The sequence below is a fragment of the Variovorax sp. VNK109 genome (assembly GCF_049445855.1).
Lineage (GTDB): Bacteria > Pseudomonadota > Gammaproteobacteria > Burkholderiales > Burkholderiaceae_C > JAGOCV01.
On the sequence record NZ_JBMSDV010000001.1, the window covers coordinates 547,876 to 563,614 of the forward strand.

Sequence of the window (15,739 nt, forward strand, 5' to 3'; positions counted from 1 at the left end):
AGTCTGGAGGAAGTGATGAATCGCATTTACAGGTGTCTTCAACCGCGCGTCCGGTACGTGGCAAGCCGTCGGCGAGACGGCGCGGTGTGCGGGAAAGGCAAGCGCCGCCGCCCGGCGCACCCGTGTTGCGGCGAGTCTTTTCATGCTGGCGTCGATGCCGCGCTCTCGGCGTCTCGGCTTGCGAAGTGCTCGACAGCCTGTAGCCGACGCGCCTTTAAGTTCGGCTCACGCAAGTCACTGCGAGTAAATCGCAACCTTCGCAATCCTGAGTGTGAAAAGCGGGTTGGCACGCTTCCTCCGGTGCTCACCTAATCGGGGATCTCACCCGATTCCTCATGCAGGCGCCAACCCGAAACACCCGGTCAAAACGGGCAGCCGCAGTGTAAGCCAAAGAATGCGTACTCAACTAGTGTGAGGAAGAAGCAGGCTGCGGAAGAGTTGCTGGTGCGGGATCCCCATTGAGCTTGGGCAGCAACAGCGCTTCGGTGCGCTTCAATCGGTGTCGCACCGACTCTGGCACGCCGTCCCATTCTTCTATCAGCAGGAAGCGGCCAAAGCGGCCCGCAAGGCCCGGAACCTGGTCAGAGTACCAGACTATATCGACAGAGAGTTCCTGTTGAACCGCTTGCATGCGGTCAGGCAGGGTCGACGGGTTGGCCGCGATCCGTCGGTTGATCATGGTTTTCACGCCCCGAGAGCGAACCTTCTCGACGTAGTCGGCAACCGCCTGATCAAAGAGGAAGAGGAATTTGTGCTGGTTGTGGTTAAGTTCGGCTTCAAGTTCTGGCAGGCGATCCGGGTCCAAGACTTGGGCCGATAGATAGCCCCAAAGCATGTTGAACAGTGCGAAACGCCTGTCGAACAAGTCTACTTTTGTCTTGGTGCGCGCCGTGACGAATTGGGCGAAGGCGATGTAGGCGGCAGCGGCCGCGACTGCAGGACCCGCTAGGGCTAGGAAAATCTCCATACGTCCTCCCTAAAATCAGCGGATCGTACAGTGGCCCCACTTGAAAGAGACGCCGCGCGCCTAAATGCGGAGCGCCAAGACGCTGTCTCTCACAGGCTCGCCCAGCCGCACGCCCGGATGATGGGGACTGGGACGGGGAGAAGCGGACAACGCCCGAAGGCCCTTGTCGTGCTTGAAGCTGTGGCGAAGATGGACTCCGTCGGTACGCCCGGTGCAATCTACGAGAGGGATCTCATAGGCAGAGCCACCGCTCGACCGCTCGCCCTTCGATAGCGAGCATCCTTTGTTTACGGTGGCGGCTCTACGGCCTGCCCATGCGAGACACTTGCCCCAATTCCGCGAGTACTTCCTGCGTGTGCTGACCGCGCGTAGGTGGCGGGTTCCACGCCGGCTCCATGGAGGAATAGCAAACCGGATTGCGAACGGCCCGCTGCTCGCCAAGTGTCGGGTGGGTCCAGCGCCGTATAAGTTCATTGGCCGCGACCTGCCCGTCCTTCAGCAACATGTCGTAGTCGTTGATCGGCGCACAGGCCAAGTCGTGCCGACCTGCGAGCTCGGTCATTTCCGCGCGCGTCTTGCCCGCAATGATGGGAGCGATGATGGCTTGTAGCATTTCACGGTGGGCGAGACGTGCTTCGTTGCTTGCAAAACGCGGGTCTCGAGCGAGCTCCGGTATTCCAAGGGCGAAGCAGAATTTTGGCCATAGCGGCTGCGTTGCGACCAGCGTAACGAAGCCATCCTTCACGGCATAGGCCCCGGCAGGTGCAATCAACGGGTGGTCTCGGCCGCTCCTCCGCGGCATCAGGCCGGTCAGCATATATTCGGCCACCGGTGCAGACTGGAAAGCCACAAGCGAGTCCAGCAAGCTCACGCTCACGTGCTGACCGCGGCCATTACGATTCAGCGCCAGCAGTGCGGCCAGTATGCCCTGGCTGAGATATGAGCCCGCGAGCATGTCCGACACCATATTGCCCATCCGCAGCGGCGGACCCCCGTCCTCCCCGTTGATGCTCATCAGGCCCCCAAAAGCCTGCATTACCGAGTCGGTGGCGGGTGCATCGGCCATGGGGCCTTTTTTGCCGAAGCCAGAAATCGATCCATACACGATGCGCGGGTTGGCCGTTGCCAGCGTGTCATAGTCCAGACCAAAGCGCTGCATGACACCAGGGCGGAAGTTCTGCACCAAGATGTCACTGCGCGCCGCCAGTTGGACGGCGATACGACGCCCCTCTTCTAGCTTGAGGTCCAGACAGACGCTGCGCTTGCCACGGTTCAGGCTCATGTGGGTGCTGCTCTCGTGTGGCTGCAGCAGGCTACCCACGGCACGGCTCCAGTCGCCTTCAGGTGGCTCTACCTTGATTGCATCAGCGCCGAGGTCTGTCAGCAACATGGCGGCGTAGGGACCCGCCACGCCTTGGCTGAAGTCCAGCAGCCGAAGACCCGCCAGAGGCAGCGGCCCAGCAGCCGCCAATGTGGAGGCCGTCATGCAACGACTCCGTCGCCGGCCCTCATCAGCAAATGGTAGGAGCACAACACCAGGCTCTCCCGGCGTTGGTTCACAACGTCCACGTCAATATTAATGAGGCCGCGATTCGGGTCCGAGGTAGTCAAGCGCTTGGAGGAAACTCTGGACAGCGTGCGCAGCGTGTCGCCGATGAAGGCCGGCCTCACGAAGCGCGACTCCCCGAAGCCCAGCGCGGCTATCGTGTGGGGCCCGATCAACTCCTCCATCATGCCGGCAGCCAGGGCTTGTATCAACAGGCCTGGCACGATGCGCTGGCCGAATGGCGTCTGCGTCTTGCAGAATTCTGCGTCGATGAAGATGGGCAGCTTCAGCCCTGCCAGGCAAGTGAAGTTGACGATGTCCGACTCGGTTACTGTGCGGCCATAACTCTCGAAGCTCTCGCCTAGTTCAATCTGTGCAAATGTCCTGTGCTTCATGCTGATCATTTCATTCCAGTTGTAGCCGTGCGGCGGTTATCACTTGGCGCCACTTGGTGGAGTCGCTGGCGATCTTCTTCCTCAGCGTCTCCGGGTTACCGTCTCCCGGCACGAAGCCCAGAGTCTCGAAGCGGGTTCGGACCTCGGGTGCATCGAGCGCCTTGGTCACCGCGGCATTGATCTGTTCGCGCACCTCCTTGGGCGTGTGGGCGGGCACGGCGATGCCTGTCCACACGCTGAAGTCGAAGCCCGGCACGCCGGACTCGGCGATGGTCGGCACCTCGGGCAGGCTGGGGTAGCGGCGTGGCACCGAAACGCCAAGTGCCTTGAGCCTGCCGGACTTGATGTGCTGCATCACCGGCCCGAACGAACTGAAGATCATGTCGACCTGGCCACCCAGCACATCGGTTACGCCTTGCGCCTGGCCTCTATAAGGCACGTGCAGGATGTCTGTCTTGGTCTCGTACTTGAAAAGCTCAGCGGCAAGATGCGAGGTGGCGCCCGCGCCTGAGGAAGCGATCGTCAGCTTGCCTGGCTGAGCACGTGCCAGCGCGATCAGCTCCTTGATGTTATTGACGGGCAAATCCGGACGCACCACCAGAACCATCGGAATCGTTGCGATGATGGACACTGGCTCGAAGTCCTTGAGCGGGTCGTAGCCGAGCTTGCGCACGTGAGGCAGGATCGTGAATGGTGGGTCGTGCGCGAGAGTCCATGTGTAACCGTCAGGCGCGGCGCGCGCGCCCTGCTCCGTTCCGACGGTCCCGCTGGCCGCCCCTTGGTTTTCGATGACGATCGGCTGGCCCAGCGCGGCCGCCACGCGGTCGGAAATTGCGCGCGCGCTGATGTCCGTGGCCGCGCCCGGTGCGAAAGGCACGATCAGGCGGATCGGGCGCTCGGGCTTCCAGGCCTGTTGCGCGTGAAGCGGCAGCACGAAGGCGAACGCGGCCAGCGCAGCCAGTCCACCGCGCGTGATGGTGAGTTTCATGTCTTGTCTCCAATAGTTGTGAGGCGCAGTATTGACCGATCTACTTATCGGTTCAATTGAATTCTTCAGATGAATTAAGCTACTGGACTTCACAATTAAATGCGCGGAGGCCGGCTATCAAAATCACCCTGAGACAAATTGAAGGATTTCTTGCCGCAGCGGACACGTTGTCGTTTTCGCGTGCCGCACAGCGCATGCACCTGACCCAGTCAGCGTTCTCGCAACTGATCCGCGAAGTCGAACAGGCGCTGGATCTGCGGCTGTTCGACCGCACCACCCGCCGCGTGACACTCACCGAGTCGGGCGCTACGCTCGTGCACAAGATGCGCGAGGGCCTGCGTGCGATCGAGGAAGCCTGCGAAGATGCCCAGGCGATCAGCCGCCTTGAGCGCGGCCATCTGTCGGTGGCGACGCTGCCTTCGCTCGCAGTGGGCTGCGTGGCACAGGCATTGGGTGATCTTCGGCGCCTGTATCCAGGCGTCACGGTGAGCCTGCATGAGGCGCAAAACCCCGAGCTTCTGGCGATGGTGGCGCAGTCCCAGGTCGAATTCGCTGTATGCGCGCGGGTACACGTGCCTCAAGGGCTCACCTTCGAGAACGTGTTTGCCGAAGAACTGGTCGCCGTCGTACTCGACACCCACCGGCTTGCCGGCAAGAGCCGGCAGCGGTGGAAGTCATTGGCCGGAACGCCGCTTATTCTCATGACGCACAACTCCAGCACGCGTGAACAGATCGAGAGGGCTCTACGCGCCAACGGCATGGACGACGAGCCCACCTATGAAGTTGCCAGCCTGTTCACCGCGCTCAGCATGGTCCGTGCGGGCCTCGGCCTGACGGTAATGCCGCTCACCGCCGTGCTGGAAACCAACTTTGCTGGCTTAGCGAGTTGCCGGCTCGTGCAACCCACCGCACTGCGGCAGATCGGCATCTGCCGCCGCAGTGATCGCCAGCCTTCGCCCGCAGCGCTGCAGTTCGCCCAGTTGGTCAGTGCACGCGTCGCGCGGGCGCTGCAACCGGGTATTTCGACAGAAGGGGCGCCCGCTGCATCCAATTCACTTTCTGCCCGCCGCTCACGTTGAGTACGGCATCGGGAGCGCGAACAAACGGTGCAAGCGTCTTCGCTCGCGCCATCCCAAGGCTAAAGCCCCTTCAGTAAGGAAGCTACAAGCCGGAGTGGGAAGCGCAGTCGCACGCCCGGATGATGGGGCAAGGGATGGGGAGAAATGGACAAGGGCCCGAAGGCCCTTGTCGTTCTTAGCGATCTGGCGGAGTGGACGGATGCTGTGGATGAGACTCTCGCAATCTCGCCATGCATCACCTGTCGCCGCGGGCGACATGGTTGGCACCACGTCACCAATTCATCGAATCTCGCCATGCCTCGCCCGATCACATCACAGACGATGGGGCAAGGGATGGGGTGCACGACCACAAGCCTACAGACGGAATTCGTAGGATTTCCAATTTCTGCAATTCCGCCAAATCTGATTTAATTTCCCGCTGAAATCAACTCACCAATTCTTGCAGCGCCGACCTCATCCCGGCAATGCGCTGTGCATCTGCTGCCGCCCTGCCAAGTCACCTGCGTGACTGCTCTTCAAGTGAGGGCCAACTGCGGGCTGGAAACCTCGTGCACACGGGTGGATCAAATTTTGATTTCACTATGGATGGGTAATTCGATGGGTAAGGCAAAGGAGTTGGGCGCGCTGGAAGTCTCCAGAATCTCGCGCCGTGGCATGAATTTCGTCGGCGGCGTATCGGGCTTGGGCCTGTACGTGAGTGGCTGCGGTTCTCGCAGTTGGATTTTCCGGGCACGCGTGGCCGGCAAGCGCCGCGACATGGGGCTCGGCGGATTTCCCGACGTGACGCTGGCGCAGGCGCGAGAGATGGCACGCGACGCCCGCGCCAAGCTGCGCATCGGCATCGATCCGATCGAGGAGCGACGCTCCGCACGCAGCGCGCTGATTGCAGCGCGGGCGACCGCCGTCACGTTCTCCCGGGCCGCGGGCCTCTACATCGAGGCGCAGGAGGCCACCTGGCGCAACCCCAAGCACCGCCAGCAGTGGGCGAACACACTGACTACCTACGCCGGACCGCACATCGGCGGCATGCTCGTGCGGGACATCGAGGTTGGCCACGTCATGGCGGCGCTTGAGCCGATCTGGGCCGTGCGCACCGAGACAGCCTCGCGGCTGCGCGGGCGCATCGAGTCCGTGCTCGACTGGGCGACGGTGCGGGGCTTCCGGGCGGGGCCAAACCCGGCGCGCTGGAAAGGTCACCTGGACAAGCTCCTGCCGGCCCCCGGCAAGCTCAAGAAGGTCGATCACCATCGCTCCCTGCCCTACGCCGAGGCGCAGGCCTTCATGGACCGGCTGCGCGTTCAGGAAGGCATGGGTGCGCGGGCGCTGGAGCTGGTGGTGCTGACGGCCGCACGCTCCGGCGAGGTGCGGGGCGCGACCTGGAACGAGTTCGACCTGGATCAGGCAGTCTGGGTCGTGCCGGCCGAACGGATGAAGGCCAAACGCGAGCACCGGGTGCCACTGTCAGCGCAGGCGGTAGCCCTGCTGCGCCGGATGGAAGAAGTCCGCATGACGGCGTACGTCTTCCCGGGCTCGCGCAAGGAGATGATCAGCGACATGACCATCTCGGCGGCGCTGCGCCGCATGGGGCTGGACGCGGTGCCGCACGGGTTCCGCAGCACGTTCCGGGATTGGGCAGCCGAGCAGACAGAGTTTCCGCGGGAGGTCGCCGAGATGGCGCTGGCGCACACGGTGGGCACGGCCGTGGAGCGGGCGTACCTGCGCACCGACCTGTTCGACCGGCGCCGGCAGCTGATGCAGGCCTGGGCCGACTATGTCTGCCCGCAGGCGAAGGAATAGGCATGCCGCTCGACCTCGATGCGCGCCGTCTCGCCATGCTGCAGGAGATGGGGATTCGGGTGTGGCAGGCACCGGCGAGGACGGCGGTGGTGCCTGCCGAGTTGCCACCTGTCGTGTCGGTCATCGACGAGCGGTCTGCAACCTGGCTGGTGGTCGGGGATGCGCCGGGGGCGTTCGACGGGGACGCGGGCGTCCTGCTGGATCGCATGCTGCTGGCCGTGGGGCGCAGCCGCACCGGGGCCGGTGACGAGGGCGCGCGGCTTGCCTATGCGGTCAGCGGGGACGGCGGCGAGAGTCTGCGGGAGGAAGTGTGGCAAGCCCGGCCCAAGGTTATCCTGGCGCTCGGGCGCCATGCCGTGGCGGCGTTGCTGGGGACGGCGGAGCCGCTCGGCGTGTTGCGCGGGCGGCAGCATGAGTTCGAGGGCATACCTGTTGTGGCGTCGTATCCGCCGCAGCATCTGATCCGAAACCCGCAAAACAAGGCCAAAGCTTGGGAGGACCTGTGCGCAGCGATGCTCATAGGCGTGAGTGCATCGCGCACCCTTGGTGGTCCGCGTCTGTCATCGGCGCGCCTACACGGGAGGGCGTCCTAAAACCCTAACTTAAAACGGTCCGTTGAGACAAGGTCCGCAGCGACATCAGCCGTTCGATAGCGAGGCGCTAAAAATACGGGGAAGGCTTCAGGCCGGAAATATCAACGATTTGCGGGTTGGTGACGGGCTGATTTCCAGACACGTACCTAATCCGAAGGGCAATGTGTGTATTGGAGGCGCCCCAAACAGCCTTGTCGACCAAGTTCACGAGGTCGTGTACTGTCTGGACTGACATCCCGTCCAAGGCCGACAGCAGCCCTGGCAGGGCCGCATTCTTGTCCATATGCCCGACTAGCTTGTTCCGAATCTGTCGAATCTGGGCGTACGCGGTCGTGAACTTGGGATTCGACTTCAGAGTAACCAGCGCAGATGGGTCTCCGATCCCCTCGCTAGCCATCACCTCGAGAAGGCCATCGATAGAGTGAGGGTTGTGGCCGTCTTTGAAGACGCTATCAGCCAAATTCTGGGAGTGCAGAAGCATGTCAAGCTTCGCATGGCGAGCCGTCCAAAGTAGGTCTGCTTCTGTGTGCGTGTTGTTGTAGACGTACTGTCCGAGCTGGAACAGGGCCATCGAACTGTGGTACCGGTAGAAAACGCCGGGCAGAGCACCTGCACTCACTTCCTGAATGCTGCCCCCGGTGTAACACAGATGATTGTTGATCATCCGAAAGCCTGAAAGAAAGTCCTCGTGGAACACATTGAACACACGTGGCATCAAATTTGAGAAGCGCTTGTGCGTAGCTGGATCAGCCAGTTCGGGCACAAGATAGTTTGCGTCCGTCCCTTGGGTCTCCGCGCTCATATAGGCGAGCAACGGGGCCATCGTCGCGTTGGTGATTTCGTCGGCAGCTTTGTACCCCTCAAAGAAATCGTCTTCTTGCTTGTGGGCAAGCAAGACATTTCTAATCTGGCGTAGCCGGGGGTGAGAACGCTTTCCCACTACGTCCTCGAAGGCCATCGCGTTGACGATGATCCTGAATGCTAGATACCTGCGGATCACTTCGCTGGTCGTCATGCGAATCATGGCGTCGTAGAGACGCGATGATTCCAAGAGGAAAGTCTTCCGATCGTCGAGAGAAGTTGTCATATCTGGTCCTCTGTTTGCTTACGGATCAGATTATGAGAGCGCCTACGAACTGGGACCCATCGGCAAAACTTATGCGACGACCGCTTTCGGTCAATCGCGATCTCTCGTCACGCCCGTCGCCCAATCCCACATCACAGCCTTCTGCTCATCCGTGTAATGAATCCTCGATCTTCTTGCCATTGACACACTCCCTACTGCTCTTGCAGACTCAGTGTGTTGCAGCGACCAGTTGAGGTCGCAGCCAAGAGCGGACGCAGGCGAAAGACCGCAACAAGCAAGTCTGCCAAACCGTCACACACTCGAGGAATGTCCCCGGTGGCAGCCTCGAGCAACTCAAGGGGTCCGGGCGACTTGCGTACGTATGATTCCCACTAGCCGTTGGCTGACCGGGCCTGGATGGATCCGTTTTCACACCCGTTGGGAGGAAGATGCACAACGTGCAGTTCGAGATTTCGAAACCCACCGACGATGGGGCCTTCGAAGACATGTGCGCCCGAATCTACGGGACCGTCTTCAATGACCCATTGCCACAGACGAACGGGCGTCGGGGTCAGAAGCAGGGCGGCATCGATGTGTTCATCGACGCGCCAGAAGGCCGGCTTGGCGTTCAGTGCAAGAGGTACGCAGACGGTGCTCTGAAGCTCAAGCACGTAGAGCATGAGGTCTCCGAAGCCGACAAGGCGAACACCCCAATCGTCCGCCTCATCGTCTCTACCACTGCCGCGAGTGATGCAGTGCTCCTGCGGGAAGTGCAGGACCTGTCCGATGCCAGGGTGGCTAAGGGGCAGTATCCGGTCAAGATTGAGTTCTGGCAGGACCTCTGCCGGCACATTCGCGGGAGCTCGAAGCTCCAGAACGACTACGCTCCAAACGCACCTGGCGCCGTCTTTCACCGCTTGGATGAACAAAACGCAGGGATTGAGGCGAACCTGCTCAGCATCAACTCCAAGTTGGAAGTTCTGACGGGCCTGCCCAGCGGCCGCGCCGACTCGGTCAACAAGTTCCTTACTTCGCAACTTGACGCCGTCAACGACGTGCTTCGAGCCGCAAGGTTCAAAGATGCCATTGAAAACTTGCAGCGTATCGGCACCGACATGTCGCTTTTCGATGCTCACCAGCAGGCACGCTGGTACGTGCAGCGGGGCGTCTGCACGTGGCATCTAGAGAGTGGCGCTGCTGCCGCTCCTGACTTCCTTCGCGCCTCCGAGCTGTATCCCGACGACGAGAAAATCGCAGCGGCGAAGGTCAGAGGCCTACTCTTCACTGACAAGGTCGACGAGGCACTGGCCGCAGGGGATGAGGCACTCGCAAGGTATCCCGCATCAGTCCACGTCTGGATTGCCCATGCCAATGCCAGGATGGTCAAGGGACACACCCTGGCGCTCGCTGATGCACCGGCCGCGATGCGCGACGACTGCGATGTGCTGCAGCTCCTTGCGTGGGCGCGGAAGAAGGCCGGAGACCTAGCTGGCGCCGTCGAGCTGAGCGCCAAGGCATTGGCCAAGCCGAACGCTGCGTTCTTTGTCAGGAACACGGCGCTGGCGCTGGCACTCGAGGCAGCCGCCTGCGACCCCGTGAAGGTCGCACATGGTTTGGTGGGCGAAGCAGCAATCGCCGCGCTCAGGCAGGCGGTCGAGGCGCTCACCCCACGAAAAGACCGCGTTTGGGCGGTGCAATCGCCGGGCTCAGTCGAAGACACGCTGGTGCACCTTGGCTACAGCTACCTTGTGCTGAGTGCGCCTGATGAGACTCTGGCCCTTGTCGACGAGGCCCGACACGCCGGCGTGCTGACCCCTCGGCTGAAACGCGTCGCACTAGAAGCCTATCGTCGACTGGACCGCTCAGACGAGTTGGTCCAACTTGGTCGGGAGTGGCTGGACGACCTCGAGGAAGAGGCGTTGATTCTGGTCGCGGAGTACGCCTCTGATGTGGGCGACGTTCAGTTGGTCGAGGCCGTGCAGGCGTTGGTGACGAAAAAGGGCTACCAGCAGGCAGAGGTGCCGCACCTGCTGCGCGCCATGAGGTGGGTCGCTCTTTGGCGCTCGGGCACCGGCAAGCAGCAAGCGCTGACGGAGGTCAAGGCAGCGGATGTTGCTAACTCAGACAGCCTCGCGGTCATATGTGGCGGCGCCCGGATACTGCATGCGGGTAAAGACGAAGTGGCAGCCGATGCGGCGATTAAGAAGGCCTGCACCCTGGTGTCAAAGGACACTGCTCCGGCAGAGCGACTCTTGCTCGCGGACCTGCTCTTCGCCACGGACAAGCTGGAGTTTGCCGCCCGTCAGTACGAGCTACTCGCCCCACGCGGCAAGCACTCCGAGCTCCACAACCGGCTGCTTCGCTGCTATGTGCGCACGGGCGCACTGCGCAAGGCGAAGGAACTGGTCTTGTCGTTTCCAGGCGCCTGGACAAGCGACGAGCGAGCATTGAGTCTCGCGATTGACCTAGGACAGCAGGCATCGGACTGGGAGTTTCTGGTTCCTCTTGCTGAGTTGCATTGCGAGCGGCGGCCGCAGGAGGCCGGCGGCTGGCTGCTACGTCTCGCGCTCGACCTCAAGATGCGCAAGATGGCCCGATTCCACCATGCGCTTGAGTCGGTTCCGGCCGACTTGTCAGGGCCACCAAGACTTCTTGCTCAGGTTGCGTCTCTTGAACTCCGCTTCGGCCGCAAAGAGACCGGCATGCTGAGGCTGTATGGCATGTTTCGTCGCAACCTCGACGATGGAGAGGCAGCCTCAGCCTACTTCATCGCCATCGTTGCCGGACCTCAAGAGCTTCCGTTCATGGAAGAGGAACTGACGGAAGTTCAGCCTGGGGCAACCGTGACGCTCAAAAACGAATTGGGCGAGACGGTGACACTTTCGCTGGACCCGGAGGGTTTGCCGGACTTCCCAGCCCGCGAAGGCATGATCGCTCCGTCCGGTGACGTAGCCCGCAGCCTACTGGGCCTGGCCGTGGGCCGGCAAGTCTCTCTGCCCGGGCCCTTCGGAACCGAACAGCGCTTCGTTGTCGAAGGGGTGACAAGTACCTTCCGGCGGCTGCTTCGTATCGCGCAGGAACGGGTCAATTCGCCGGTTGCTTCGGACCTGCCGCTGATGTCCGTGCCTGTCCCGAAGACAGACAAAGGCGTCGACTTCAGCCACGTGCACGCCATGCTGAAGCGGCAGTCCGAGCACGCACGGCGAGCGCTTCAAGGCTACGCGGACAGCCCCATCACGCTGGGAATTCTGGGCAAGCTGCTCGGGCGAAGCGTGGTCGACATGGTCTCTGGGTGGCCGTCTGACGCACCTCCCTTGTTCGTGTGCGCTGGCACCAAGGAGCAACGGGAGGCTGCTGTCGAACTGCTCCAGCGGCATGACGCCGAGTATGTTGTTGACGCTGCGACCGTTGCCGAGCTGGCGTCACTTGACTGCCTTGCCGCCATGGCGGCGCTACCTCGCGTCTACATCTCTACGAAGGCCGTTGAGACTCTCGAAGCTCGACTCGAAGAGGCGAAGCTCGAGCGCCCCGGCGGGCAGATGTTTGATGACAACGGCACGATGCGGTTTGTCGAGTACACGAACCAGGACAGGGAGCGGCAGACCGCGTTCATTCAAAGCATGATTGACGCGGTCCGACAGCACTGTGTGGTGGCTCCTGCTTATGGCCCGGAAGAGCTTCCAGCAGACCTGGAGCGAGCGCAGGACGTTCTCGAAGACGAGGAACTCGCTGCATTGCTACTGACTGCGGAGAAGAACGCGACCCTGTTCACCGTTGACGGGCGACTCGCCCAGTTCGGCCTTGCATCGGCGAAGCTCGAGTCGGTATGGCCGCAGGAGGTTCTCCGGTACGCCGGAGAACGAGGGAAGCTGACGCACCAGCAATACACCTACGCTGTCGTTCGGATGTTTCTGCGAAATCGCAGCTTCGTCTCGCTAGGCTCGTACGATTTGGTGTTCATGTGCTTGCAAGGAGGCTACGCGCTAACCGAGGGGCTTCAGCGTTTCAAGGACTACCTGGCCTCCAGTTCCACTGAGCTTGTGTCGGCGGTTTCTGTTGCGTTCGAGTTCCTCGAACTGCAAGCGCGGCACCCCACTCAGTTCAAGGCGTTTGCGGAGCTCATGGGTCACATCGTCGAAGCGAGCCTTCGCCACCCGCACTGCAATCAGGAGGAATTCTTGAAGGTCGCGCTTGATTTTTCGAGCGACATGGCACTCAAGAGCAACGGTTCCTTCATGCCGTACTCTCGTGCCGAGGGCTACAGGCAGGCACGCATGCGTGCCTACGCCAAGGTCCTCGAGGAGGCGGTTGAGGCCGCCGTACGGCTCGCCAGTTCGCCGCCGCGTCGACGAGCAATCAAGCTGCGTGCGTTGAAGTGCATGCAGCCTCCGTATCTCACGTTCGATGGGGAGGCGAGGGATCCGGTGGAGCCACCTATCCAGCACGTGAAAGCGGAGCGAGGAGAAGACCTTCAAGCCGGAGGTGGTACGACCACGCTAGGCAGCAGTCAGGCATTGATGTTGCCCCTCGCCGACGAAGTGAATGAACGCGTTGAGGATGCGACAACTAAACCGGAGCCTCCACGAAGCGCAGCGGCCTGACGGTCCGCTTCGAGACTGCGAGAGCTTAAAGTTGGATGTCACTTCAGGGACGAAAGTTGCAGCTCAGGCCCACCTAGTCGAATGACTGCATCCAGCCTGAAGTGGCCAGCCAAGAAGATGTTACGGACGGCTGCTCATGGCCGACGCCGGCATCCTAGCTGAGTCCCCCGCGCTAAAAGCCCCAAGCAAGCCCACCGATTCCCGCTCCCGCCCTGCCACTATATGCCCCGATCCGGGACCGGGAAACGGGAATCCCTCCGTCGCCTATTCAGGCAGCGGGCACCTCACATCAATCAGCCGTTTGCGGGCAACTTCCAGTTGAGCATCGGTAAACAGTCCGCGCCACTCGGGCTTCATCACCAAATATTCCACGCTCAGCTTGAGATTAGCCGGGCCGCGCAGGAATAACTCGGTGAACCCATCGGAAACCTTCCCGTTGGCCAGTAGCGCATCGGCAGCGGCTTTCCCTCCCCGCTCCTCCACCATCAACTTGAACCGGCTGGCGCGATAAGGCGGCTTCAGCTTTGCCGCCGCGTCATAAATCTCCAGCATTGCATGGTGGAACCGCTCAGCCTGATCGTCGTTCACTGCCTTCTCCTCTATCCATAAGGCGATCGTATTCGCAAATAGAGCCGCTCAAACGGCCGCAACGCGACGCCGCGTACCCCCCTACCTACTGAAGTCCGCCACGCTTATGGCGGCTTTATTTCATTCACGCAGTTTCCAGACAGGGTAGAGACATCAGTTCGACATCTATGCACGTCCCCAATGCCGTGAATTAAGTCACGGACGACGGCGAATTTGTAGGTGTTTTCCCTTGAATTGAAGAAATCCGAAGGGTGTGAACGCCCGGCCACGCGGTTCTGTATGTGGGGAGCGAAAAAGCGCATTGCTTGGACGCCCCTGCACTCCTTCACCCAACCTTAGGAATGCCTACGACATGAAGCCGCGTAATTTTAACCAAGCAACATCCCAATCCGACACGAAATCAACCACAACCCCAATCCGTTATATCCGCCTGCCAGAAGTGCGCCAAATGGTGCCGCTGTCGCGCGCCACAATTTGGCGCAAATCCAAGGACGGCTCGTTCCCGCGCCCGGTCAAGCTGAGCCAAGGCATCACCGCCTGGAGCGTCCTCGCCATCGAGCAGTGGATCGCCGACAAGGAGGGCAAGTAATGAACGTCCTCCAAGACCGCTGCGCCCTGCGCCTGCTCAATCACCTCCTGCCCGAGTTCGTGACGGCGAGCTACTTTGCCGACCCCGGCTCCACCTTGGCAGCGTACGCCGAAGCCTCCTACGACCGCTTGCTGGTCGTGCACCAGCAACTCGTCCGCCACCCGGAAGACGAGTTCGGCGACTACGCCGTCTCTTTCATGCGTCCTCCGGAGTCACAGAAGTCGTTGCTGCACAGGCTCGCCAAAGCCGTCAGCCGCACGATCATGCAGGCCGACCCCACCGGCGTGTTGATCTGCGAACTGCTGACCATCCACAACGAACTGCTGGCCATCCAGCAAAGGGGGGACCTGTGATGGACCGCGACAATACTCCTAAGGCGAGCGACAGCCCCTGCATCGAAGGCTCTTCCGACTCCAGTGTCGCAGCACCCGTCCGCCCGCCTCACAAGCCGCGCTACTACCCGTATACGTCCGACGAGTTCGGGGAATTCGGCGAGGTCGAGTTCGGCATCGATAACCTCCTGCCCACGCAAGGACAGGCGGTGATCTTCGGCGCCCCGCAGTCCGGCAAGAGCGCCGCAGCGCTCTCGATGGTCCACTCCCTGGTCACGGGCTCGCCGTGGTTCGGGCGGGAGGTCACGGCACGCAGCGTGCTCTACGTCGCAGCAGAGGGGCAGGCCGGCCTGCGCCAGCGGGTGCAGGCGCTGGAGAAGCAGTTCGACCAGCCCCTGCCCGAGAGGGCACGGTTCGTGTTCGACACGTTGAACCTGCTCAACCCCGAGGACGTGCAGGAGTTCATCGCCCGCATCAGCATGGGCGAGGACAGGCCCGCCGTGGTGGTGATCGACACGCTGGCCTGCTCCATGCCGGGCGGGGACGAGAACTCCTCGCGCGACATGGGGCAGGTCATCGCCAGCACCAAGGCGATCCAGCAGGCCATCAAGGGGCTGGTGGTCATCGTGCATCACACCGGCAAGGATGCTTCGCGCGGTATGCGCGGGCATTCGTCCCTGCTGGCGGCGCTGGACGTGGCCATCGAGGTCAAGCGCCACGAGAACCACCGCACCTGGACGCTGGTCAAGGCCCGAGACACGGAGGATGGTGCCACCGGCGCATTCGTGCTGGAGCGCGTGGAACTGGAGCCGGACTCCAAGGGCAGGCCGCGGTATTCGATCGTCGTAGTCGAAACCGAAGTACCGGAGCAGGAGGCCGGCGCGCGCAGGCCGGCACACAAGAACCAGCTTCTGGTACTGGAGATGCTCGAAAAGCGGCTCGCCGAACTCTGTGAGCTGGAAAGCGACGAGCTTGAGCCGATCTCGCACGAGCAGGCCATCGAAACCGCCGTGGAGGCCCTCACCGCGGTCGGGCCGAAGCATCGAAAGCTGCGCGCCAAGGAGGCCGTCGATGGGCTGGTCAAGGGTGGCTACCTCGTCGAGGTCAACGGGCAGCTCGGCCTGCCGGACAGTGGAGAAATGGACGACTAACCTGCACTCCCTCCCGGGCTCTTCTACATGAGCGAGCCCGGGAGCGG

14 protein-coding genes are annotated in these 15,739 nt (G+C 61.8%); 8 read left to right on the plus strand and 6 right to left on the minus strand.

Features of this window, described 5'->3' with window-relative positions:
• The first annotated feature begins 19 nt into the window (after nucleotides 1-19).
• Nucleotides 20-247 (plus strand): ESPR-type extended signal peptide-containing protein, encoded by a 228-nt coding sequence (locus ACO2Q9_RS02575; protein WP_423309904.1) that lies wholly within the window; start codon nucleotides 20-22, stop codon nucleotides 245-247.
• A gap of 159 nt (nucleotides 248-406) precedes the next feature.
• Here ACO2Q9_RS02575 and ACO2Q9_RS02580 read toward each other — a convergent pair whose 3' ends face one another.
• The 4 genes from ACO2Q9_RS02580 to ACO2Q9_RS02595 all read right to left on the minus strand — a co-directional run bounded on the left by ACO2Q9_RS02580 (nucleotide 407) and on the right by ACO2Q9_RS02595 (nucleotide 3,896).
• Entirely contained in the window at nucleotides 407-967 is a 561-nt protein-coding gene (locus tag ACO2Q9_RS02580; protein WP_423308000.1) for a hypothetical protein, read from the minus strand.
• Between the two features lie 301 nt (nucleotides 968-1,268).
• Nucleotides 1,269-2,453 (minus strand): CaiB/BaiF CoA transferase family protein, encoded by a 1,185-nt coding sequence (locus ACO2Q9_RS02585; protein WP_423308002.1) that lies wholly within the window; start codon nucleotides 2,451-2,453, stop codon nucleotides 1,269-1,271.
• Entirely contained in the window at nucleotides 2,450-2,917 is a 468-nt protein-coding gene (locus tag ACO2Q9_RS02590) for a MaoC/PaaZ C-terminal domain-containing protein (protein ID WP_423308004.1), read from the minus strand. Before ACO2Q9_RS02590 ends, ACO2Q9_RS02585 begins: the two co-directional genes overlap by 4 nt.
• Nucleotide 2,918: 1 nt before the next feature.
• Nucleotides 2,919-3,896 carry a Bug family tripartite tricarboxylate transporter substrate binding protein gene (locus tag ACO2Q9_RS02595; RefSeq protein WP_423308006.1) on the minus strand — a complete coding sequence of 326 codons (978 nt, stop codon included), beginning with the start codon at nucleotides 3,894-3,896 and terminating at the stop codon, nucleotides 2,919-2,921.
• Nucleotides 3,897-3,952: 56 nt separating this feature from the next.
• Here ACO2Q9_RS02595 and ACO2Q9_RS02600 point away from each other — a divergent pair, with 56 nt between their 5' ends.
• The 3 genes from ACO2Q9_RS02600 to ACO2Q9_RS02610 all read left to right on the plus strand — a co-directional run bounded on the left by ACO2Q9_RS02600 (nucleotide 3,953) and on the right by ACO2Q9_RS02610 (nucleotide 7,365).
• The gene (locus ACO2Q9_RS02600) at nucleotides 3,953-4,975 is read left to right on the plus strand and encodes a LysR substrate-binding domain-containing protein (protein WP_423308008.1); all 1,023 of its coding nucleotides are present in this window, start codon (nucleotides 3,953-3,955) and stop codon (nucleotides 4,973-4,975) included.
• 654 nt (nucleotides 4,976-5,629) lie between these two features.
• Nucleotides 5,630-6,772, plus strand: coding sequence for a tyrosine-type recombinase/integrase (locus tag ACO2Q9_RS02605; protein ID WP_423308010.1), 1,143 nt, complete (start codon nucleotides 5,630-5,632; stop codon nucleotides 6,770-6,772).
• A gap of 2 nt (nucleotides 6,773-6,774) precedes the next feature.
• Nucleotides 6,775-7,365, plus strand: coding sequence for a uracil-DNA glycosylase (locus tag ACO2Q9_RS02610; RefSeq protein WP_423308012.1), 591 nt, complete (start codon nucleotides 6,775-6,777; stop codon nucleotides 7,363-7,365).
• 67 nt (nucleotides 7,366-7,432) lie between these two features.
• Here ACO2Q9_RS02610 and ACO2Q9_RS02615 read toward each other — a convergent pair whose 3' ends face one another.
• The gene (locus tag ACO2Q9_RS02615; protein ID WP_423308014.1) at nucleotides 7,433-8,452 is read right to left on the minus strand and encodes a hypothetical protein; all 1,020 of its coding nucleotides are present in this window, start codon (nucleotides 8,450-8,452) and stop codon (nucleotides 7,433-7,435) included.
• Nucleotides 8,453-8,880: 428 nt separating this feature from the next.
• On the opposite strand from ACO2Q9_RS02615, the gene ACO2Q9_RS02620 reads away from it, so the two are divergent.
• The gene (locus ACO2Q9_RS02620) at nucleotides 8,881-13,032 is read left to right on the plus strand and encodes a PIN domain-containing protein (RefSeq protein WP_423308016.1); all 4,152 of its coding nucleotides are present in this window, start codon (nucleotides 8,881-8,883) and stop codon (nucleotides 13,030-13,032) included.
• A gap of 264 nt (nucleotides 13,033-13,296) precedes the next feature.
• Here the strand turns inward: ACO2Q9_RS02620 and ACO2Q9_RS02625 are convergent, their stop codons facing one another.
• Nucleotides 13,297-13,620, minus strand: a complete 324-nt coding sequence (locus ACO2Q9_RS02625) for a hypothetical protein (RefSeq protein WP_423308018.1) — start codon at nucleotides 13,618-13,620, stop codon at nucleotides 13,297-13,299.
• A gap of 352 nt (nucleotides 13,621-13,972) precedes the next feature.
• Here ACO2Q9_RS02625 and ACO2Q9_RS02630 point away from each other — a divergent pair, with 352 nt between their 5' ends.
• Genes ACO2Q9_RS02630 through ACO2Q9_RS02640 form a run of 3 tightly spaced genes read left to right on the plus strand, consistent with a single transcriptional unit; the run spans nucleotide 13,973 to nucleotide 15,692 of the window.
• Complete coding sequence (locus ACO2Q9_RS02630; RefSeq protein WP_423308019.1) at nucleotides 13,973-14,209, plus strand: helix-turn-helix transcriptional regulator; 237 nt, start codon at nucleotides 13,973-13,975, stop codon at nucleotides 14,207-14,209.
• On the plus strand, nucleotides 14,209-14,562 hold the full coding sequence (locus tag ACO2Q9_RS02635; protein WP_423308020.1) for a hypothetical protein: 354 nt from the start codon (nucleotides 14,209-14,211) through the stop codon (nucleotides 14,560-14,562). Before ACO2Q9_RS02630 ends, ACO2Q9_RS02635 begins: the two co-directional genes overlap by 1 nt.
• On the plus strand, nucleotides 14,562-15,692 hold the full coding sequence (locus ACO2Q9_RS02640; protein WP_423308021.1) for an AAA family ATPase: 1,131 nt from the start codon (nucleotides 14,562-14,564) through the stop codon (nucleotides 15,690-15,692). The genes ACO2Q9_RS02635 and ACO2Q9_RS02640 overlap by 1 nt, the downstream gene beginning before the upstream one ends.
• Nucleotides 15,693-15,739: the final 47 nt, after the last annotated feature.